The 22,186-nt window shown below is 46.7% G+C and carries 21 protein-coding genes; 9 read left to right on the top strand and 12 right to left on the bottom strand.

Going from position 1 to position 22,186, the window contains the following annotated elements; translation table 11 throughout:
* The first annotated feature begins 242 nt into the window (after positions 1-242).
* A complete protein-coding gene (gene pyrH / locus AC07M6_RS20850) occupies positions 243-947 on the top strand; it encodes a UMP kinase (protein WP_494893182.1) in 705 nt (234 codons plus the stop codon).
* Between the two features lie 91 nt (positions 948-1,038).
* On the opposite strand, the gene AC07M6_RS20845 is transcribed toward pyrH, so the two are convergent.
* Entirely contained in the window at positions 1,039-1,797 is a 759-nt protein-coding gene (locus AC07M6_RS20845) for a lysophospholipid acyltransferase family protein (protein ID WP_494892808.1), read from the bottom strand.
* 105 nt (positions 1,798-1,902) lie between these two features.
* On the bottom strand, positions 1,903-2,463 hold the full coding sequence (locus AC07M6_RS20840) for an NUDIX domain-containing protein (RefSeq protein ID WP_494892806.1): 561 nt from the start codon (positions 2,461-2,463) through the stop codon (positions 1,903-1,905).
* Positions 2,464-2,769: 306 nt separating this feature from the next.
* Here AC07M6_RS20840 and AC07M6_RS20835 point away from each other — a divergent pair, with 306 nt between their 5' ends.
* Positions 2,770-4,632 (top strand): DEAD/DEAH box helicase, encoded by a 1,863-nt coding sequence (locus tag AC07M6_RS20835; protein WP_494892804.1) that lies wholly within the window; start codon positions 2,770-2,772, stop codon positions 4,630-4,632.
* Positions 4,633-4,947: 315 nt separating this feature from the next.
* Here AC07M6_RS20835 and AC07M6_RS20830 read toward each other — a convergent pair whose 3' ends face one another.
* Both AC07M6_RS20830 and AC07M6_RS20825 read right to left on the bottom strand, forming a co-directional pair.
* Positions 4,948-5,313 (bottom strand): CoA-binding protein, encoded by a 366-nt coding sequence (locus AC07M6_RS20830; RefSeq protein ID WP_494892802.1) that lies wholly within the window; start codon positions 5,311-5,313, stop codon positions 4,948-4,950.
* Between the two features lie 183 nt (positions 5,314-5,496).
* Positions 5,497-6,288 (bottom strand): carbon-nitrogen hydrolase family protein, encoded by a 792-nt coding sequence (locus AC07M6_RS20825; RefSeq protein ID WP_494892800.1) that lies wholly within the window; start codon positions 6,286-6,288, stop codon positions 5,497-5,499.
* A 278-nt stretch (positions 6,289-6,566) separates the two neighbouring features.
* Between AC07M6_RS20825 and AC07M6_RS20820 the strand changes: the two genes are divergently transcribed.
* From AC07M6_RS20820 to AC07M6_RS20810, 3 genes are all read left to right on the top strand, one after another.
* Entirely contained in the window at positions 6,567-7,124 is a 558-nt protein-coding gene (locus AC07M6_RS20820; protein WP_494892799.1) for an RNA polymerase sigma factor, read from the top strand.
* A gap of 11 nt (positions 7,125-7,135) precedes the next feature.
* Positions 7,136-7,528, top strand: a complete 393-nt coding sequence (locus AC07M6_RS20815) for a hypothetical protein (protein WP_494892798.1) — start codon at positions 7,136-7,138, stop codon at positions 7,526-7,528.
* 64 nt (positions 7,529-7,592) lie between these two features.
* Entirely contained in the window at positions 7,593-7,808 is a 216-nt protein-coding gene (locus AC07M6_RS20810) for a hypothetical protein (RefSeq protein ID WP_494892797.1), read from the top strand.
* Between the two features lie 144 nt (positions 7,809-7,952).
* Here the strand turns inward: AC07M6_RS20810 and AC07M6_RS20805 are convergent, their stop codons facing one another.
* Positions 7,953-8,420: a DinB family protein gene (locus AC07M6_RS20805; protein ID WP_494892795.1), complete on the bottom strand. Its 468-nt coding sequence runs from the start codon at positions 8,418-8,420 to the stop codon at positions 7,953-7,955.
* A gap of 112 nt (positions 8,421-8,532) precedes the next feature.
* Positions 8,533-10,080: an NAD(P)/FAD-dependent oxidoreductase gene (locus AC07M6_RS20800; RefSeq protein WP_494892794.1), complete on the bottom strand. Its 1,548-nt coding sequence runs from the start codon at positions 10,078-10,080 to the stop codon at positions 8,533-8,535.
* A 248-nt stretch (positions 10,081-10,328) separates the two neighbouring features.
* On the opposite strand from AC07M6_RS20800, the gene AC07M6_RS20795 reads away from it, so the two are divergent.
* Entirely contained in the window at positions 10,329-10,886 is a 558-nt protein-coding gene (locus tag AC07M6_RS20795; protein WP_494892793.1) for an RNA polymerase sigma factor, read from the top strand.
* 22 nt (positions 10,887-10,908) lie between these two features.
* Here AC07M6_RS20795 and AC07M6_RS20790 read toward each other — a convergent pair whose 3' ends face one another.
* From AC07M6_RS20790 to AC07M6_RS20765, 6 genes are all read right to left on the bottom strand, one after another.
* A complete protein-coding gene (locus tag AC07M6_RS20790; protein WP_494892792.1) occupies positions 10,909-11,841 on the bottom strand; it encodes a PLP-dependent cysteine synthase family protein in 933 nt (310 codons plus the stop codon).
* A gap of 108 nt (positions 11,842-11,949) precedes the next feature.
* Positions 11,950-12,270, bottom strand: coding sequence for a hypothetical protein (locus AC07M6_RS20785; RefSeq protein ID WP_494892790.1), 321 nt, complete (start codon positions 12,268-12,270; stop codon positions 11,950-11,952).
* A gap of 63 nt (positions 12,271-12,333) precedes the next feature.
* Positions 12,334-12,675, bottom strand: a complete 342-nt coding sequence (locus tag AC07M6_RS20780) for a hypothetical protein (RefSeq protein WP_494892788.1) — start codon at positions 12,673-12,675, stop codon at positions 12,334-12,336.
* Positions 12,676-12,712: 37 nt separating this feature from the next.
* Positions 12,713-13,720: an NAD(P)H-dependent glycerol-3-phosphate dehydrogenase gene (locus tag AC07M6_RS20775; protein WP_494892786.1), complete on the bottom strand. Its 1,008-nt coding sequence runs from the start codon at positions 13,718-13,720 to the stop codon at positions 12,713-12,715.
* A gap of 168 nt (positions 13,721-13,888) precedes the next feature.
* A complete protein-coding gene (locus AC07M6_RS20770) occupies positions 13,889-15,232 on the bottom strand; it encodes an efflux RND transporter periplasmic adaptor subunit (RefSeq protein WP_494892784.1) in 1,344 nt (447 codons plus the stop codon).
* A 30-nt stretch (positions 15,233-15,262) separates the two neighbouring features.
* Complete coding sequence (locus AC07M6_RS20765) at positions 15,263-16,618, bottom strand: TolC family protein (protein ID WP_494892782.1); 1,356 nt, start codon at positions 16,616-16,618, stop codon at positions 15,263-15,265.
* Positions 16,619-16,710: 92 nt separating this feature from the next.
* On the opposite strand from AC07M6_RS20765, the gene AC07M6_RS20760 reads away from it, so the two are divergent.
* From AC07M6_RS20760 to odhB, 3 genes are all read left to right on the top strand, one after another.
* A complete protein-coding gene (locus AC07M6_RS20760) occupies positions 16,711-17,328 on the top strand; it encodes a polysaccharide deacetylase family protein (protein ID WP_494892780.1) in 618 nt (205 codons plus the stop codon).
* Positions 17,329-17,596: 268 nt separating this feature from the next.
* Positions 17,597-20,401 (top strand): 2-oxoglutarate dehydrogenase E1 component, encoded by a 2,805-nt coding sequence (locus AC07M6_RS20755; RefSeq protein ID WP_494892778.1) that lies wholly within the window; start codon positions 17,597-17,599, stop codon positions 20,399-20,401.
* Between the two features lie 84 nt (positions 20,402-20,485).
* Entirely contained in the window at positions 20,486-22,078 is a 1,593-nt protein-coding gene (gene odhB, locus AC07M6_RS20750; RefSeq protein ID WP_494892776.1) for a 2-oxoglutarate dehydrogenase complex dihydrolipoyllysine-residue succinyltransferase, read from the top strand.
* Positions 22,079-22,186: the final 108 nt, after the last annotated feature.

Below are 22,186 nucleotides of genomic sequence, written 5' to 3'. Positions count from 1 at the left end.
CTCGCAATGACAAGCTTGAACGGGCATTTAACAATGTCTGTTTAAGAAAAAATAGAGCATGTCATTGCGAGGAGCCGGGGAGGGTTGTAGCGAGGCGCGACGTGGCAATCCCGTCGCTTGTAAACGAACTACGAGATTGCTGCGCTACGCTCGCAATGACAAGTTTGAACATGCATTTAACAATGTCGACATAAAATTTTAACAGTAATTATATTTCTATATTTTTGACAAAATCCTACCTGATGAAATACAAACGGATATTATTAAAATTAAGCGGCGAATCCTTAATGGGCGAACGCCAGTATGGTATTGATAACAACCAGGTATTGCAATATGCCCACGATATAAAAAATGTGCACGATAAAGGCATTGAAATAGCCGTTGTAGTTGGTGGCGGTAATATCTTCCGCGGCTTAAGCGCCGAGAAATCGGGCATGGAACGCGCCCAGGCCGACTATATGGGCATGCTGGCCACCGTAATTAACTGTATGGCCATGCAAAACGCGCTGGAAACTATTGGGGTAGAAACCCGCCTGCAATCGGCCATTAAAATGGAGCAGATCTGTGAGCCTTATATCCGCCGCCGCGCTATGCACCATTTAGAGATGGGTAAAATTGTGATCTTCGGCGCCGGTACCGGTAACCCCTATTTCACTACCGATACAGCCGCCTCGTTGCGCGCTATCGAGATTAAAGCCGATGTAGTGTTAAAAGGTACCCGTGTGGATGGCATCTACACCGCCGATCCGGAGAAAGATCCCTCGGCTACCCGTTATGATGAGATCAGCTTCCAGGAAGTATACGATAAGGGCTTAAATGTAATGGACATGACCGCCATTACCCTTTGCCAGGAAAACAAACTGCCTATCATCGTATTTGATATGAACAAACCCGGCAACTTCATGAAGATAGCCGAAGGCGAGGCGATTGGGACTTTGGTGAAGTAAAAACCCCCTAACCCCCTGAAGGGGGAATAGAATTGAAACAAAAACGGCATCCTGAATTTCGGGATGCCGTTTTTGTTTCTTTTAAGGAGCTTCATTCCTGCTCCCCCTTCAGGGGGCTGGGGGGTATCGTTGCTTTTATCCGCTCCTCCACCATCAGCGCCAAATCATTGGCCGGCATATCGCCGGGCTCAATTGGTTCCAACACCTCCCAATGCATGGGTATAAAGGTGTTTAAAGGGTAATTACCGTAGCGGATAACTTTCCACGAGTTACTGATGGCTATGGGTACGATCAGCGCGTTAGGGCATTTTTTTAGCAGCGCGCCAATCCCGCCACCCTGGAACATCTTAACCGATCCGTCCTTACTGCGTGTACCTTCTGGGAAAATTACTACCGACCAGTTATTCTCCTTCATACGTGTACCCAGTTTAACCAGCTCGCTGATGGCCTGGCGCGAGTCCTTACGATCGATATTGGCGCCGCCGCCATGCTGTAAGTTGAAAGATATGGATGGTATGCCCTTAGCCAGCTCTATTTTAGATATAAACTTGGCGTGATATTTACGCAGGTACCATATCATAGGCGGGATATCATAAGTGCTTTGATGGTTGGCCATAAAAATAATGGGCCGGCCAACGGGCAAGTGCTGCTTATTAACAAAGGTGACCGTATTGCCCAGCCAGTAATAACTGGCCATTAAAAACCAGTTCATGATATCAACCACACGCTTATGGGCCGTATAGCCAAACCAGTTAAAACTGATCCATTGTATGGGATGAAAGATGACCAGCGCAAGCGCAAAGGCCATGTAATGAAACGGTGTAAGTATGTAGCCTAATAGTTTTCTCATGAAGCCCCCCAGCCCCCTAAAGGGGGAGTGATTTATTTTGATGCAAAAATAATAATAAGTTTTGTTCGTAGGAGTATCCTACTCCCCCTTTAGGGGGGCGGGGGGCTAAATCTTCCCTTCGGTTATCATCAATTGCACTTTCAAAACCGCGCCAACGGTTACCGAATCCAATATCTCGCCACGGCAAACCATTTCGTATACCTGCCGAAAAGGTAGTTTCTTCACAATTAACTGTTCGGTATCCTCCGGTTCGGCTTCATGTTGTTCCAGTCCGCGGGCTATGTAAATAATGCATAACTCATCGCTAACCGAGTTGGAAAGGTGCATACGCTGTACCTCTTGCCAATGCGATGCCTTTAAACCGGTTTCTTCCAGCAGTTCCCGCTTGGCCGATTCCAGTGGTTCAATGTTTAGCGCACCGCCCCCTTCGGGGATTTCCCAGCTATATTCATCAGGGGCAAAGCGGTACTGGCCTACCAGGTAAGTATTCATATCTTCATCAAGCGGAACGATGCCAATGGCTACCGTATTAAAGTGCACCTTGCCATAAATGCCCGGATTGCCCGATGGGTTAATCACCTGGTACTCGGTTAGCTGTATCCACGGGTTGTTATATATCTCTTTTTGCGATACGATTTTCCAGGGATTTTCTTCGGGGTTTTGCATGAGGGTGAAAATAGAAAAATGATTTGAAATATGGGGTTTGGCTAAAGCCACTAATAGTACTTTATTCTCCACCCCATAAATGGGACGGCAATGAATTGAACACAATATCATTGCCGTTGGCTTTAGCCAACGGATAAAGTCAACAAGACAAGGGCTTTAGCCCCAAATCGATGTTCAATTACCCATCATTCAACTGTCATTATACCACCACTTTAGCAATTGTCAGTCCCTTGTTTGTAAAATCAAACTTTTAACCTTACCTTTGCGGCCGATTTGGCGATGTTGCCAAGTCCGTTATTTTAATTCATGAACCCATTTAGTAATCTGGGAATCCGTCATGATATTGTTAATGCCATCTCTGAGTTAGGGTTCGAAAACCCTACGCCAATCCAGGAACAGTCAATTCCGGTATTGTTAACAGGCAGCAACGATTTTGTCGGATTAGCCCAAACCGGGACCGGTAAAACTGCTGCCTTTGGCCTGCCATTGTTGGAATTGCTTGATTTCGAAGAAAATCATCCACAGGCGCTAATACTGTGCCCTACGCGCGAACTTTGTTTGCAAATCACTAACGACCTGAAAAATTACGCCAAAAATATGCACAACGTACATGTTGTAGCAGTGTATGGTGGCGCCAGTATTTCAGATCAATTACGCACCATTAAACGTGGCGTACAAATTGTTGTGGCTACACCCGGCCGTATGTTAGATATCATTAACCGCAAGGCTATTGATTTTTCGGCGGTGCAGTTTGTAGTATTGGATGAAGCTGATGAAATGCTCAATATGGGCTTTCAGGAAGATATTGACAGTATTTTGTCCACTACCCCCGACGAGAAGAAGACCTGGCTGTTCTCGGCCACAATGCCTTCCGAAGTTCGTCGTATCGCCAAAAAATACATGGATAACCCTTTTGAGTTAACCATGGGCGAAAAAAATACCGGCAACGTAAATATCGAACACGAGTACTATGTAGTGCGTGCCCGCGATAAATATGCTGCCTTTAAACGCATTGTTGATTTTAATCCTGAAATTTTCGGTATTGTATTTTGCCGTACCAAAATTGAAACCCAGGAAATTGCCGAAGCGCTGATGAAAGACGGCTACAATGCCGATAGCTTACACGGTGATCTTTCGCAACAACAACGCGATAAGGTAATGAAGCGCTACCGCGAGCGCAGCCTGCAGTTGTTAATAGCAACCGACGTAGCAGCCCGTGGTATCGACGTTAACGACGTTACACACGTTATTAACTACAGCTTGCCTGACGAGATTGAGAACTACACCCACCGTAGCGGCCGTACAGCCCGTGCCGGTAAATCTGGTGTATCTATCGCTATCATCAACTCTAAGGAGTTAGGTAAAATCCGCCAGATTGAGCGTGTGATTGGTAAAAAATTCGTTAAAGCAGAGATTCCAACCGGTTTTGATGTTTGCGAAAAACAACTGTTTGCTTTAATTCACAAGGTACACAACGTATCGGTGAACGAGCAACAGATTGAGCAGTACCTGCCACGTATTATGAACGAGTTTGCCGATTTAAGCAAAGAAGATATCATCAAACGTTTTGCTTCCCTGGAGTTTAACAGCTTCCTGGAGTATTACAAGAACGCGCCTGATTTGAACGCGCCTGCTGACGACCGTTTCGCCCGTGATGGTGAGCGTGGCGAACGCGGTAATCGTGCCGATGGCGAGCGTGGTTTCCGCAGTAATGGCGGCGGTGGCGAGTTTACCCGCTTGTTTATCAACCTGGGTTCGGTTGACGGCTTTAGCCGCGGCGACCTGTTAGGTTATATTTGCAACACGGCTAAAATTAGCGGCCGTACCGTTGGTAAAATTGATGTGAAGGGTGTATTCTCTTTCTTTGAAGTACCAAACGAGGATGTGGAGAAAGTGAACGCTGGCTTTAAAGGTGCCGATTTCCAGGGCCGAGATGTACGTATCGAGGTATCGGGCGAAGGCAGCAGCGAACGCCGTGAAGGTGGCGCCCCGCGTGGCGAACGCAGGAGCTATGGTGGTGGCGGTGGTTACCGTGGCGGTAATAGCGGCGGTGGCGAACGCAGGGAAAGGCCAGCCGGTGGCGGCGAACGTCGCGAAGGCGGCGGTTTCCGCGATTTCTCAGGCAAACGCAAAGAAGGCAACAGCGGCGAACGCAGACGTAGATTTTAGTTGATTGGTGATCAGAGACTGGAGATTAGGCCATACTACATGACTAATCTCTAATTAACTAATCTCTAATCACCAGACATAAAGACAGTTTTTAGTTTAGTTTAACAAGGCCCTATCAATGAAAATTGAGGGGTCTTTGTTTTTTTAAGTAATTTCCCATCTCGTTTTCTTAAACAAAACACCATGTCATTGCGAGGAGCGGGGAAGGTTTGTGAAATGGGGCGACGTGGCAATCTCGTAGCTTGCTCTACGTACTACGAGATTGCCGCGCTACGCTCGCAATGACAATTCTCTTAATAAATGACATGCTTTTATTTAATATTGCCCAATACTCAGCAGCACCAGCGTACAGGCATACTCGGTTTCAATGCCTTTTTCGTTGGCCATTTTACGCAGTTCGCTGTTTTCGGTCCCTGGGTTAAAGATGATGCGTTTGGGATGGGTGTTCAGGATATAATCATACAGTGGCGGCTGATTTTGCGGGCCAACATATAAGGTAATGGTATCCACATCGGTATGGATATCTTCGGCCGGCTCAATAGGCACGCCGGCTACTTCGCCTTTTTTAAGGCCAACATTAATAATATCGTGACCGGCGCGTACCAAACGGTTAGCAGCCAGGTAAGCATACCTGCTGCTGTTGGGCGTAGCGCCTAAAACCAGTGTTTTTTTATTTGCCATGTAGTATTAACAGCCAAAGGTGTGCCAATTATCTTGACTATTGTTGGTGTTGTGTAGATTTAACCACAAAGGTCACAAAGAGAGAAATCACTAAGAGCACAAAGTTTTCTTACTGGACGAATATATTACCCATCAATGCCTTAGTGACCTTTGTGCAAAATCTTAGTGTACTTTGTGGTTAAATTACCAACTATACAACTCAGGCTTAAACCTTTTGGCTAATAAGCCCGTTGCTTTATCCAGATCAATATCTACAACCAAAACCCCTGCTTCGCCATAAGGCTGATGCGCAAGCAATTTACCATCCGGCGCGATCAATGATGTGACCGATTCGGGATATTTCATGGCATAATTCACGCTGGCAAAATAGATGGTGTTTTCGGCGGCCCGCATTATCATGGCCTTCTCGTAATAAGGGTTGTCCATACTGCCCCATTGTACCGGTACCTTACCCTCTACATCGCTGCCGGCCAAATGCGGATGAAATACGATATGCGCCCCGTTGCGTGCTGCCCACCGTACCGATTCGGGGTAACGGAAGCCCTCGTGACAAATGGTGATGCCAAATTTCAAACCGTTTACTTCAAACAACCGGCGTTTTGTACCGGGGATCCAAAAGTTATCTTCGGTAGGGTCTAACTGGTTTTTGGTTTGATAGCCTAAGGGTTCGCCTTTATCGGATATTACGTAAGCGATATTCAGGATCTCATCGCCCTGGTACCAGTCCATGGGGATAATGACAGCTATAGAATTATCGGCGGCAACTTTACACATTTTATCCAGCGCTGCTTGTAAGTCGGCGGCTGTATACTTTTCAACTTCGTATTCAATTAAAGGATAACCGGGCAGATACGATTCAGGGAAACAAATGATTTTGGCTTGTTGGCTTGCAGCATCTTTGGCCAGTTTTTCTACCTGTAGTAAAGCATCATCGAGCGATTTTGGAAAGGGGGGAGAAGCTAAGGCTATTTTCATAAGTAAAATTAACGATTGGTGATGATTTAACCACAAAGTTCACAAAGATTTATGAGGGAGTTTTGCCACAAAGAACACAAAGCCATTGCTTATTACCATGTAACATCAGCCTAAATATTTTATCTAAAAAGAACTTTGTGCCCTTTGTGATTTCCCTCTTTGTGCCCTTTGTGGTTAAATCACCACTATCGAAAATATTTTCAAATAATTTAAAATGTTTTCTCAGCACAATCGTCTACCTTAATATAACATAAAATAATACATTGATAACAGCCCTGATGCCAGATGAAAACCACAGCCGAACCCTGCAAGCCATAAAGGCTTATGGGAAAAACCTGCTGTCGTTTATTCGCCGCAGGGTAAAGAGCGATGCCGATGCCGAAGACATCCTGCAGGATGTTTGGTACCAGTTAAGCGCCGTGGTGAATGCCGAGCCGATTGAGCAAACAGGGGCCTGGTTGTACAAGGTAGCTACCAATAAGATAACCGATAAATACCGGAAAAAATCGGAAACCTTACTGGACGACCTGTTCCTGGATGATGATGACGAGGACGAAGGCGACAACTTCCGCGCCATTTTGATGACCGAAGCCACTACGCCCGAAACCGAATACCTGCGCAATCTTTTTTGGGAGCAGCTATTCAGCGCGCTGGATGAATTGCCCGAAGAGCAAAAGCAGGTTTGGCTTTGGCAGGAAATGGAGGACATGACCTTTGCCGAAATGGCCGAGAACACCGGCGTGCCTATACAAACATTGGTATCGCGCAAACGCTACGCGGTACTGCACCTGCGCACCCGGCTGCGACAATTGTATTTAGAAATTACACAATATTAAAGACATAAAAAATGAAACAAGTATTTTATAAAGGGCGGTTTATATTTATCCCGATAGCGGTAGCCGCCTGCTTATCAGCTGTAAGCTTTGTGGTGATGCAGCTTTGGAACCACCTGCTGCCCGAAATATTACACGTTGGCACCATTAATTTTTGGCAGGCCATGGGCATATTTATCCTAAGCAAGATCCTGTTTGGGTTTGGTAAAGGCGGCCGTGGTTTTGGTGGCCACGACGGAAATCCCTGGATGCGCCGCAAAATGGAAGAAAAGTTCCGCAATATGAGCCCCGAGGAACGCGAGCATTTCAAACAAAAACTGGGTGACCGCATGTGCGGTCCGCGCGGGGGCCGCTTCGGCCGGTTTGATTGGGACCAGCCTAAAGATGAGCCTAAGCAAGCAGAATAAAAAATATACCTAAGCCTGTCCAATTTGGGCAGGCTTAATCGATATACCTATAAACAACAGCACAATGGACGTATTAATTTTTAAAACCGACGTAACCAGTAAACGGAAAGCAAGTAAAGTGAGCACCTTACTTACATCCTTCCCCACCATACAGCAATGGAACTTTGACCTGGAAGATTGCGATAAAATTTTGCGGATAGTAGCCAATGGCCTGTCGCCCCGTAATGTAGAAACGGTTTTGCGCGGTGTAGGTATTGGATGCGAGGAGTTGGAGTATTGATATTCCATTTTGTCATTGCGAGGAGCGATAGCGACGTGGCAATCCCATAGGCAGGTCCTACTTGCTTGTCCTATGGGATTGCCGCGCTATCGCTCGCAATGACAATTTTGTAGTCCTCCCCTTCGGGGAGGGTTGGGAGGGGTACTACTTCACTAAAATAGCGATCTGCCCGGCATGATAAATTTGATGCTGGATGAATCCGCGTACCAGTTCTTTATAGGTGGCAACAGGCTCGTAACCACGTTTATCATCTATCTTTTCATCCCATTGTTCTTCCGGGAAATCGCGGATGATCTTCACCAGGTTAACATTGGCCAGTTTGATATCATCTATCCAATCGGCCCATTTTTTTTCATCGGGAGCGCCGGTTGGGGGCCAGTCGCCGCTGGATGGAACGCTGGCGGTCATGCCGTTCATCCGATCCATTACTTCTTCGGTCCAGCTTAGCATGTGGAGCAATATCTCGGCCACGTTATGTGCCGCGGGCGATGGTTTTTCGTAAGCCGATTCAAAAGTGATCCGGCCAAAAATGTCATATATCGGATCGCCATACCATGGGTGGCCCGAAAATACTTCTTCAAATTCCTGTACTAATTTTTCTCCTGTTGTCATCGCTTTTATATTTTTTGAATTTGTCATTTCGAACGAGGTACGAGGAGAAATCTTCTACGGCAATACTCATCGCAAGCATAAGATTTCTCTCTACGTTCGAAATGACAGGTGTTTATAACAGTTTTACAGCCGCTACAGCGCAGTTAATGCCATCTATCGCAGCAGAAATAATGCCACCCGCGTAACCAGCTCCTTCGCCGCAGGGATACAGCCCCGTAATTTGCGGATGTTGCAATGTTTCTTTATCCCGCGGTATTTTTACGGGTGATGATGTGCGCGATTCCACACCCACCAATATCGCCTCGTTGGTATAATACCCTTTCATTTTTTTACCGAATACCGGCAGGGCTTTGCGCAATCGCTCGTTGATCCAGCCGGGTAGTACCTCTTTCAACTCCACACTTTTGGTGCCGGGCAGGTACGAGTTTTTAGGTAGATCGGCAGATAAACGGCCCTCCACAAAATCAACCATGCGCTGGCCGGGGGCTACCAAGCTGCCGCCGCCCGCCACAAATGCTGCCTGCTCTACCTGCTTTTGAAAATTCAGCAGCTTAAAAGGATCGGCGTTATCACCAACCACATCCTCTAAATTAATTTGCACCACCGTACCCGAATTAGCATAAGGGTTATTCCGTTTAGACGGGCTCCAGCCGTTTACTACTATTTCGCCCGGCTCGGTTGAGCAGGGGGCGATGATACCGCCGGGACACATGCAAAACGAGAACACACCCCGGCCTTCCACCTGCTCTACCAAGCTGTAATAGCTGGGCGGCAGGTATTCGCCGCGGGTATCGCAATGGTATTGCGCACGGTCGATGATCTCCTGCGGATGTTCTATGCGCACACCCAGGGCAAAGGGCTTGGCCTCTATCAGTATATTTTGCCGGTGCAGCATCTCAAATATATCCCGCGCCGAGTGGCCGGTGGCCAGTATCACGGCATCTGATTTAATGGTATCGCCCGCTAAAGTTTTTACGCCCTTTATTTTATCAAATTCTACAATCAATCCCACTACCTTGGTGTCAAACAATACCTCGCCGCCGGCTTCCATAATGGTTTCGCGCATGGTGGTGATGATCTGCGGCAGCTTATTGGTTCCGATATGCGGGCGGGCATCCACCAAAATATCTTCGGAGGCGCCGTGGGCTACAAATACTTTTAGCACCGCATTTACGTCGCCCCGTTTGGTCGACCGGGTGTAGAGTTTACCGTCGGAGTAAGTTCCCGCCCCGCCCTCGCCAAAGCAATAGTTAGATTCGGGGTTTACGATGCCTTGCTTGTTAATATCGGCCAGATCGCGACGGCGTTGCTTTACATCCTTGCCACGCTCAATCACTATCGGCTTAAAGCCCAGTTCGATACACTGCAAGGCGGCAAACAATCCCGCCGGACCGGCACCTACGATAATGACCGGTTTGGCGTCCTTGACATTTGGATATTTAACGGTATAACTTTCGGTTTGGATAGGTTCATCTACAAAAACACGTACCTGCATACGGTAAACTACCTTTCGGCCACGCGCGTCTATAGATCGTTTCAGGATTTTAATCCCGGTAATGCGGGTGGGGGATAGCCTTAAGTCCGTCGCGGCTATTTTGATAAGCTCAGCCTCGTTCTCATGCACCTCGGGGGAGCAAACTATTTCGGTTTCTTTGATCATGATGTTGCCGGGTTTTTATCCCGGATAGGGCAAAGATAGTGAAGCCCCTCTAAATCTCCCCTAAAGGGGAGACTTTGTTTTATAACTCCCCCTTCAGGGGGTTGGGGGGGATTGTCTGCACCTGTACGCCTACTGTACGTTACCGTACGGTTTTAAATAGTAATTAAAATTTATTTACTTGATAATTAGCGTGTTATATAAGTGGTGCCAATTTTGGCATAGTGGTATCAAATCAATACAACAATACCATGGCAACAGAAGATACATTGCAGAGGATATGGGCGGGCTGCTTAAAAAATGAACGCAAACAAGAGGAACTGTTCTATAAAACACTGGCACCACGCATGATGGCCGTATGCATGCGCTACGCTCACGACCGCGATGAGGCGCAGGATATTTTGCAGGAAGGATTTATAAAAGCTTTTAAAAACCGCCACAACTACCGCGGCGAAGGCAGCCTGGAAGGATGGATGCGCCGCATTATGGTGCACTCGGCCATATCCCGTTATCGTAAAGCCAGGCCAATTGTATTGTGCGATGATATGTATACCGAAACCTTTAGCGGCACTTACAATAACGATCAGCTGGAGGCGCAGGACCTGATGAAGATCATCCGCCAGTTGCCTGATACTTACCGCAGTGTATTTAATATGTACGCCATTGAAGGCTACTCGCACCAGGAAATTGGCAGTGCGCTGGGCATGACCGAACTATTATCGCGCACAACGCTTTGCCGCGCACGCACCATACTAAAAAATAAGTTAAGCAAAATAGGGGTAACCCATGCTTACCAGATGGCGGTGTAAGGACGCTTCAGCTTTGAAGATATTAGGCGTACAGATCGCCCGCTAAATACTTCATCCCCGAATCGCAGGCTACGGTAACCACATTATGGCCCGGGCCAAGCTCCTTTGCCAGTTGCAAAGCCGCAACTACGTTCAATCCCGAAGATGTGCCGGCAAATATACCTTCTTTTGTAGCCAGCAGGCGGGCCATCGCGCGGGCTTCCAACTCGTCGATAGCGCGTACCTCATCGTATAGGGTTGTTTTTAATTTTAATAAAGGCGGCACAAAACCCGAACCAATACCCTCTACCCGGTGACTGCCTTTTACCCCGGTGGATATCACTGCCGACGATGCAGGCTCCAGTACAATGATCTTCGTATTCATATCCGCGGCTTTTAACGCGCGTGATACCCCGCTGATCATTCCGGCCGTACCCGCAGCGCCGCAGAACGCGGAGATAGGGCCGGGTAATTGTTCCAGGATCTCTTTACCTATTTGGCTATAGCCAACAACGGCGTCGGCATTTTCAAACTGGCGGGTGGCAAAGGTGCCTGGCTGCTGGCAGATCTCCTGCGCGCGGGCCATGGCACGCGGGATCAGGTCGGGCGTGATCTCGCCTGTAGGGCTGTGGATCAGTTCCAGTTCGCCGCCAAAAAGTTTAATGCATTGCAGCTTTTCCTTCGCGAAAGCGTTGGATGATACGGCTATAAACTGGTAACCCTTAATACTGCAAACCCAGGCCAGGGATGTGCCGGTGCTGCCGCCGGTATATTCCACCACCGTCATACCGGGCTTCAGGTCGCCGCGCTTTTCCGCCTCATCTATCATGGCGTAGGCCATACGGTCTTTGTATGATCCGGTAGGGTTAAAATATTCCAGCTTTACAAATACATTGGCGCTGCCATCAGGAACAATTTTTTGTAATTGCACCAGCGGAGTGTTACCAATAGTTGATACGATGTGGTAGGATGACATGAGATTTGGCTTGATGATTTGGCAAGCTTAATATGGCTGCCGCGCAAAGCTACCACATCAAAAGCAAAATGGCATGTAATTGAAGAATAATAGCAGATTTATTTGAATTTACTTTACAAAAGCCACCGATACCGAATCGGGATAGAGCAGTTTAAGGTTATGGTCGTCAACCTGTTGTACTACAAATTTGGTATAGGGCTGGTTACCTTCAAACGAGGTGAAAATGGTATCGCCTTTCACAAAGTAATCTTCGGTAACGGGCGATCCGGTATCTTCGGTAAACTTATCGGCGGTAATGCTTAAACGGATCTTCCCGTCTTTTGATTTCCACTCGCCCTTCAGCTTATTTTTAGCCGAGTGCGAGCATGAACCGATAAACAGAACAATTGCCGATGCCAGGTGGATAAAAATAAGGAAGAACGTTTTCATGGTGATATGGAATATAGCCGCCCTGTAACGGGCGGCTTTGGTTGTTTTGACGTTATTATTTGATTAAGGTTTATGAACCAGCTGCGATTTTTTTAAATAAACGCGGTGGCCTTTTTTATTAACGTAGTAATACTGAGAGTGCTTATTAATATACACAGTTTGTCCACCCGGTGCTACCATCCCATCGTACTTTTTATCAACTACGGCAGCGGCGCCCTTGGCTGCTACTTCTGATGTTTTATTCCCCACCTTTTTAGCGGTTGTAGCTGTAGTGTTACCTACTTTTGTGGCTGTTTTGCTTATTTTATGGCCTAAAGTAGAATCTTTATGCGTGGTTTGGGCTTGCGATTGACCGGCTACAAATAAACTTGCAGCAAACAATGCGGTTTTAAACATGATTTTCATGGCAAAATAAATTAGAGTTAAATATTCTTACGCTTGTTTAACTCAAATTTTCTGCCAAATGTTTCATTTCCAAAAAAGGGGACCTTTTTTGATAGAGGATAGCATAAACAGCATCGCAAATAGGCATAAATACATGGTGCTGTTTATTGATCTGGTACAGGCAATTTACGGCGTAGTAGCCTTCGGCAATCATGTTCATCTCTAACTGGGCCGATGTTACGGTATAGCCCTTGCCTATCATATTGCCAAATGTACGGTTGCGGCTAAACTGCGAGTAGGCGGTAACCATCAGATCGCCCAGGTAGGCCGATTCTTTAATATCCCGGTCGATATGGTGGATCACCTCAACAAAACGCTCCATCTCGCGGATAGCGTTTGATATCAGCACCGCCTGGAAATTATCGCCATACCCCAAGCCATGGCAAATGCCGCTGGCAATAGCGTAAATATTTTTCAACACGGCAGCATACTCTGTGCCATAAATATCATCAGACACGATGGTTTTAATATAGCGGGTATTGATTAACCCGGCAAAACGCGCGGCCAGTTCTGTATCCGGCGATGCAATGGTGAGGTAGGATAGTTTTTCAAGCGCCACTTCTTCGGCGTGGCAGGGGCCGCTTAATACCAGCAGGTTGTTAAAAGGAATGTTGTAACGCTGGTTTAAAAATTCGCCGATGATCAGATTTTCATCAGGCACAATGCCTTTAATAGCCGATACAATTTTTTTGCCCTCCAGGTCCTGCGGGGTAATGCCGTCAAGCGCATCCTTTAAAAAAGCGGCGGGTACGTTCAGTAATATAAACTCGGCCTGGCTAACGATGTGCTTTAAATCGGTACCAATATGCTGCGCAGGCACATTAATTTCAACCGAGCTTAAGTATTTGGGATTATGTTTAAACTTAACTAAATGGTCTACCGCTTCCTGGCTGCGCATCCACCAAAAAATATCTTTTGGCGATGTGTTATCGGCCAGCATTTTAATATTAGCGGTGGCCCAGCTGCCCCCGCCTATAACGGCTATCGTGTTTCTTTTCTCGTGCATGAAGCCCCCAACCCCCTAAAGGGGGAGTTTGATAGGAGGACAAAATTAATAAAAATAATAAGCCCCCCAACCCCCTAAAGGGGGAGCAAAATAATTAAACAAAAAAAGACTATCTTTTTGAGACAGTCTTTTTAAAATTCTTATTCCCCCTTCAGGGGGTTAGGGGGCTTATTTCTTCACATCGCCGCTAAACAGCTTCGATTTATCTACTTTCTCTACTTCCATTTTATCTTTCAGTGTTTTAGAGATCGCTTCAAACGGGGCCGATACTATTTCGTCGCCGCTTTTCAGGCCGCTTAGTACCTGTATGTAGGTATCATCCTGTATGCCGGTGGTTACCGCTACTTGTTTTACCTTGCCGGCCTCGTATATAAATACGTATGTTTTAACCTCGTTATTGGTGGTTTTTACTTTTTTCTCATCAGCCGGTTTAGGTTTATCGGCTGCGGCCGCAGCTTTCTTGTCGTCGCGGGTGGTTACCGATTGTATCGGTACCGACAATGAGGTAGTGCGGTTGGTTTGTATATCAACAGTAGCTGTTAAACCCGGACGGAAAGGCGAAGGGTTTTTAGCATCCTTATTGATCATGCTCGCATACGATTCGGGATTGATCCGTACCTTAACGGTAAAGTTGGTAACCTGGTCGGCATTGGTGCCTACCACATTGGCCGAACTGCCTATCTCGGTTACCACGCCTGTGAATTTTTTACCCAGGAACGCGTCGACCTCAATTTTGGCCGAATCGCCTAAAACCACGCGGTTAATATCATTCTCGTTCACATCTACGTTTACATCCATCTGGCTCAGGTCAGATATCGTCATGATCTCGGTACCGGCAAATTGTGCAGTACCCAGTACGCGCTCGCCTTGTTCAACCGATAGTTTAGATACTACGCCATCAACAGGGGCAAAAATGCTGGTTTTAGCCAGGTTATCTGATGCTTCTTTTACCGATGCGGCAGATTGTGCCAGGCCGTAGTTTGAGCCGGTTACGTTTTGCTTGGCCGCTTCTAAAGTTGCCCTTGCGCTGGCGTAATCAGCTTTGGCGGCATCAAATTCGGCAGCGGTTAATACTTTCTGATCAAACAACTCCTTGCTACGTTTATATTTGGCTTCGGAGTTTTCGAAGTTAGCCTTAGCCTGGTTAAGCATTTGGGTAGAGTTGCCCACGCTGGCTTTTTGGGTATTGTACGATGCCACGGCACGTTCGTAACCCGATTTTAAAATATCGGGACGGATACGTACCAGTAACTGGCCTTTTTTAACCACGTCGCCTTCTTTAATTGGCAGCTCAACAATTTCGCCCGATACTTCCGAGCTGATCTTTACCTCAACTTCAGGCTTGATCTTGCCGCTGGCCGATACGGTTTCGTTAATAACACGTGTTTCGGCTTTTTCGGTAGCTACCTGTGTTGTTTTGGGTTTGCCGATGATCCCGGTCATTTTGCCGATGATCAGTAGAACAATAAGTCCGCCAACAGCGTAAAGTATGTATTTAGTAGTCTTTCCCATGGGGTGTGATTGATTTTGTTTTTTATACTATTATAATGTGATAGGATTGCCCAGATAATAATCGATCACTTTGCTGCGAAATACCACCATGTATTTTGCCTGGATCATATCAAACTGCGATTTGTTTAAATTGGTAAGCGATGTATTATAATCAAGCGAGTTTACCAAACCAACGTTAAAACGCTGCTGTGTTACATTAAAGGCCTCTTTATTGGCCTCGTACGTTTGCAGCGACGATTGATATTGTTTTTGTGAAGCCTGCAAATCCCAAACGGCCTGATAGATAATTTTATTTAAGTTGTTTTTAGCCAGTTGCGCGGTAACTTCGGCATTCTGGAAGTTTATTTGCGCTTTACGTACGTTGGTACGGGTATTAAACCTTGTAAAAATAGGGATCTGTAAGCTTATACCAACGGCCTGGTTAAAGTTATCATTGATTTGCGAAAACAGGGGGTAAAATTCGCCCCGTAAATTACGTGAAGCATCCGAGTAATTTGAACCTAACTGGCCAAATAATACAACCGTTGGTGCATAAGCGCCTTTAGCTACCTTGATGGCCTGAGCGCTGGCATTTTTACGGATATCGGCTAACAGCACATCGGGGTTAACCGCCATGGCCGAATTAAATACTTCCTGCGGATTATATGAAGTTTTAATGTTTGTTAACTGACTGATATCCGGACGGTCTACCTTAATAGGCGTAGCCGGGTTCATCTCCATATATTGTTTTAACGTTAATATAGACGATTCCAACTGGTTGGCGGCATTCACCTGGTTAAGTTCGGCTGTTGACAGCTGGGCGGTAGACTGGGCCATATCGGCTTTGGTTAAATTACCAACTTTATAACCTTTTTCGGTTCTGTCCAGTGTTATTTTAGCAATCTCTATTTGCTGGTTGGCCGCAGTTACCAAATCCTGGTTGCTTAATACCTGTAAAAATGTAGTAACCACGTTTAACACCAGGTCGTTTTTTACTTTGGCCGTATTGCTTTTATCGGCATCAAGTAAAATTTTGTTTTGGATGATCAGATTTTTTAACTGCGAGCCCTGGAAAAGCACTACCTGCGAGCTCATAGTAGCATTAAAACCAAACACGCGCTGGTTAACAAACTGGTTGGTGGTAAAATCAATATTACGGCCAAAATTTACCGTAGGCGATGTGCTGGCAGTTAAATTAGGCAAGCGGTTATGTTTAGATTGCTCTAAAGTTTCGTTATCAATAGCTTCGGTAAACTGTGCCTGTTTGATAGTCAGGTTGCGCGATAATGCCAGATCAACCGCCTTTTGCAGGGTAATTACTTCCTGGGCATTGGCTGTAACAGTTATGGCGCAAACAAGCAGCGCGCAAATACCGGTTTTTTTAAATATTAATAATAGTTGTTTCATGTTATTTATTGCACAACGCTACTGATTAGGCTACGTTATTTGTTGTGATATTTGTTTAGTTGCGATGACACATTTTTAACTTAATTTGCAAAATGTACCTGGCTAAAACTCCCTGGCTGCTTAAAAAGCTGTATCCTGCCCTAACCTGGCACAAAAACCGCGGTAGCCATTGCATTTATCTCACCTTTGACGACGGACCTATACCGATTGTTACACCGTTTGTTTTAAATATTTTAAAACAGTTTAATGCCCGTGCCACGTTCTTCTGTATTGGCGACAATGTAAACAAGCATCCTGATATATACAAGGCCATATTGGCCGATGGCCACCGCATCGGTAATCATACCTATAACCACCTGAAAGGCTGGAAAACCGACGATGATACCTATACCGCTAACTTTTTAAAATGCGATGACCTGCTGCATAGCACCTTGTTTCGCCCGCCTTACGGGCGTATTAAAAACTCGCAGGTGAAGCGCCTAAAGAATATTAACCCCGATTTGGAGATCATCATGTGGGATATACTAAGTGGCGACTTTGACCAGCAGCTATCGCCCGAAGGCTGCCTGAAGAATGTGCTGAAACATACCGGCAACGGATCTATAGTTGTTTTTCACGATAGTTTAAAAGCTTTTGAACGGCTGGAGTATGCCTTGCCCCGGGCTTTGGAGTACTGGAGTGAAAAGGGCTATCGTTTTGAAGTGTTGTAAGTCGTTCCGGCGTTCTGCCCGGCGGCGTTTGTCTATAATCTGAAACCCTTTAGTTATGCAAGCAGGCTTCCTGCCTGATAGATTACAGTCATCGTGTCTGATAATTTAGCTTAGTGTACCGGCTTAAAATAAACCGATCGGTATATTACTCTGTTAAATATTGAAAAACAGGTGCATTTGCCATTTATTTCCGTCATTTATACAATAATTCTTTTCAGGGTTTGGGTTAAATGTTTTAGTTTTGCAGGGTTTAAAGATCAGTTTCTACATGGATCGTCTAAATTATATCAATAGCGGGAACGCAGCCTACATCAACGGATTATACGAAGCGTATCAACAGGACCCTGAGTCGGTTGATTTTGGTTGGCAGAAATTTTTTGAAGGGTTTGAATTTGGCCAAAGTGCCGAAGGTGCGGCAGCAGGAGCAGCGGGATCAACTCCCGAGCATGTGCTGAAAGAAATTAACGTGCTGAACATGATAGATGGCTACCGTTCGCGCGGCCACCTGTTCACTAAAACTAACCCGGTGCGCGAGCGCCGCCAGTATTTCCCGGGTAAAGAACTGGAAACTTTTGGCCTGAGCGACGCCGATATGGACACTGTGTTTAACGCCGGTGTTGAACTGGGTATGGGCCCGGCAAAATTGAGCGTTATACGCCAGATGCTGGAAGAAACCTATTGCGAAACCATAGGTGCCGAGTATAAATACATGCGCAACCCTATTAAGGTAAAATGGTTCCAGGAGCGTATGGAGCTGAAGCGCAATACCCCAAACTTTACATCCGACGAAAAAAAGGAGATATTAAATAAGCTTAACCAGGCTGTAATATTTGAAAGCTTTTTGGGTACCAAGTTTTTGGGCCAGAAACGCTTCTCGCTGGAAGGTGCCGAAGCGCTGATCCCCGCCCTTAATTCGGTTATTGTAAAAGGATCCGAACTGGGTATCGAAGAATTTACCATCGGCATGGCCCACCGCGGCAGGCTGAATGTGCTGGCCAATATCATGGAGAAATCGTACAAAGAGATCTTCTCCGAGTTTCAGGGTAAAAACTATGATGAGGATTCGACCCATGGGGGCGATGTGAAGTATCACCTGGGTTACTCAACAGATATTGAAACCGCCGGCGGTAAAAAGGTACACCTTAGCCTTTGCCCCAACCCATCGCACCTGGAAACAGTTGACCCGATTGTAGAAGGCCTGACCCGCTCTAAAATCGACTTTAAATACAAAGGCAACTATAATAAAATAGCGCCGATACTGATCCACGGCGACGCGTCTGTTGCCGGCCAGGGTATTGTTTACGAAGTATTGCAAATGGAAAAGCTGGACGGTTACCGTACCGGCGGCACCATTCACCTGGTGATCAATAACCAGATAGGTTTTACCACCAATTATAAAGATGCCCGAAGCAGTACCTATTGTACCGATGTAGCCAAAACAGTTTTAGCACCCGTTTTTCACGTAAATGGTGACGATGTGGAAGCCCTGGCTTACGTAATTAACCTGGCTATGGAATATCGCCAAACATTTAACGGCGATGTATTTATTGATATTTTGTGCTACCGCAGGTTCGGTCATAATGAGTCGGACGAGCCTAAGTTTACCCAGCCGGTATTATATAAGGCTATTGACGCGCACCCTAACACGCTGGAAATATACAAGCAAAAACTGATTGCCGAACAGGTAATGGATGATGCCGCCGCCAAAAAGGTGGAAACTGATTTCCGCGCGGTGCTGCAAAAAGATCTGGACGAAAGTAAATCGGAAGATAAGTTTATAGAAAGCAAGCCCATGTTCCTTGGTGCATGGCAGGGCCTGCATTTACCTACCGAAAAAGAGGTGATTGCCACGCAGGATACCGCTGTTGCAGAAAAAGAGCTGGTAGAAATAGGCCGTAAAATAACCGAGTTGCCTAAGGATAAAGCTTTCTTTAAAAAGATAGAAAAACTGTTTGAAGACCGCCGTAAAATGGTTGACCAGACTAAAGTTTTTGACTGGGCCATGGGCGAGTTATTAGCCTACGGTACTTTATTAAAAGAAGGACACCCGGTACGCTTAAGCGGCGAAGACGTAAAACGCGGCACATTCTCGCACCGCCACGCGGTGCTGACCCTGGTTGATTCGGAAGAAGAATATACGCCGCTGGATACTTTGGGTACCGAGGCCAAATTCAGCATTTACAACTCTTTACTATCCGAATACGGTGTATTGGGTTTTGAATATGGTTACGCTTTGGCAAACCCTAATGCCTTAACCATTTGGGAAGCCCAGTTTGGCGACTTCCTGAACGGCGCGCAGATTATTGTTGATCAATACATTGCCAGTTCCGAAACTAAATGGCAGCGCGGTAACGGTTTGGTGATGTTACTGCCGCACGGCTTTGAAGGCCAGGGCCCCGAACATTCATCGGCCCGTATAGAGCGCTTTATGGAGCTTTGCGCGGATAACAACATCCAGGTAGCCAATTGTACTACCCCGGCCAACTTCTTCCATATTATGCGCCGCCAGCTGAAACGCGATTTCCGTAAACCGCTGGTCATCTTCTCGCCAAAAAGCTTGCTGCGCCATCCGGCCTGCGTATCGCCTTTAATGGATTTTACCGAAGGCAAATTCCAGGAAGTGATTGATGATACTTACGCCGAGGCTAAAAAAGTGAAACGCGTATTATTTGTATCGGGCAAGCTGTATTACGAATTGCTGGAAAAACAGCAATTAGACAAGCGCAAGGATGTAGCTATTGTACGTGTAGAACAGTTGTACCCTACGCCTGTTACACAAATGCAAAAAATAAAAGCCAAATACAGCAACGCTATCGATTTTATATGGATACAGGAAGAACCCGAGAACATGGGCGCCTGGCCATATATGCTGCGCAAGTTCCGCAACAGCGATCTGAACCTGGATGTAATATCCCGTAAGGAAAGCAGCAGCACCGCCACCGGTTATGCAAAACAACATACATCGCAACAGGTTTATATCATCGGCAAAGCGTTTGAAGCGCCTGTGGCCGACGAAAGCGAAAAAAAGATAAAGAGAACAACGGCAAAAATGGCTAAAGCAATTGCCGATTAATTAGAGCATAGTGATTGGTGATTAGAGATTAGTTTGCCTTAACATCCAGTCATCACATTCTGTTTAAATACAAAACCGAAAAACATGAGTTTAGAGATCAAAGTTCCGCCGGTAGGCGAATCCATTACCGAAGTAACCCTGTCAAGCTGGAAAAAAAAGACCGGCGATGTGGTGGCAATGGACGAAGTGATTGCCGAGCTGGAATCAGACAAAGCCACTTTTGAATTAACCGCCGAAAAAGCAGGTACATTAACCACTTTAGTAGCCGAGGGCGATACCATAGCTATCGGTACCCCCGTAGCTAAAATTGACGAAGGCGCCGCCGCACCTGTCGCCGCTGCCCCGGCTCCGGCCACGCAACCTGTTGCGGCTTCGGCTGCACCGGCACCGGTTGCTGCTCCCGCCGCCGCTGCACCAACAGCACCAGCCGCCGGCAAAACACTTGATATTAAAGTACCCGCCGTTGGCGAATCTATAACCGAAGTTACCCTGTCCCGCTGGATCAAAAAAGACGGCGACCAGGTAGCGATGGATGAAGCTATTGCCGAACTGGAATCGGACAAAGCAACTTTTGAACTCACCGCCGAACAGGCCGGTACGCTGAAAACCATTGCTAAAGAAGGCGATGTTTTAGCCATTGGCGCTGTAGTATGTTCAATCACTGCGGGCGAAGGCGCTGCTGTTGCTGCTCCAAAAGCCGAGGCTGCCGCTGTAGCATCTGCTGCGCCAACTGCAACTGCTGCCGGTTATGCTGCCGGTACCCCATCACCAGCTGCCGGTAAAATATTAGCCGAAAAAGGTGTCGACCCTGCATCAGTAAATGGTACAGGAGTAGGTGGCCGTATTACCAAAGGTGATGCCATAGTTGCTGATAAAGTAAACGAGAACCCGCAAACTACGCCGTCGCCGGCACCTACTAAAATCGCTGTTCCGCCTGCAACACCGGCCGCTACCGCTGCGCCATCTAAACCGGATGCCCGTGGCGAGCGACGCGAAAAAATGTCGAACCTGCGTAAAACCGTAGCCCGCCGTTTAGTAGCTGTTAAAAATGAAACCGCCATGCTAACTACCTTTAACGAGGTGGATATGTCGCCGATTATGGAACTGCGCGGTAAATACAAAGATAAATTCAAGGAAAAACACGGCGTTGGCCTGGGCTTTATGTCGTTCTTCACCAAAGCGGTTACCGAGGCTTTGAAAGAATGGCCGGCTGTTGGCGCCCGTATAGAGAACGAGGAGGTGGTGTACAGCAATTTTGCCGATATCTCCATCGCGGTATCGGCCCCTAAAGGTTTGGTGGTTCCGGTGATCCGCAACGCGGATAGCATGAGCCTGGCCGAAATTGAAAAAGCCATTGTTGTTTTAGCCGGCAAAGCCCGCGAAAACAAACTGACCTTAGAGGAAATGACCGGCGGCACCTTCACTATCACCAACGGTGGTGTGTTCGGATCGATGATGTCGACCCCGATCATCAACTCGCCGCAATCGGCAATTTTGGGTATGCACAATATTATTGAGCGCCCGGTTGCCGTAAACGGACAAGTAGTGATCCGCCCGATGATGTACCTGGCCCTGTCGTATGATCACCGTATCATTGATGGCCGCGAATCGGTTAGCTTCCTGGTACGCGTTAAGCAACTGCTGGAAGATCCTGCAAGATTATTGTTAGGGGTTTAACCCCCCGGCCCCCTAAAGGGGGAGTATGATAAAACGAAGAAACCCGGCCCAAAGCTGGGTTTCTTCGTTTTGAAAACTATCTAAGCCCTATTTTATCAACATACCCGT

The organism is Mucilaginibacter sp. GW821-FHT07H05 (genome assembly GCF_059418485.1).
The sequence above is the reverse complement of the archived record's forward strand: the minus strand, read 5'-3'. Positions and strand labels throughout refer to the sequence as shown.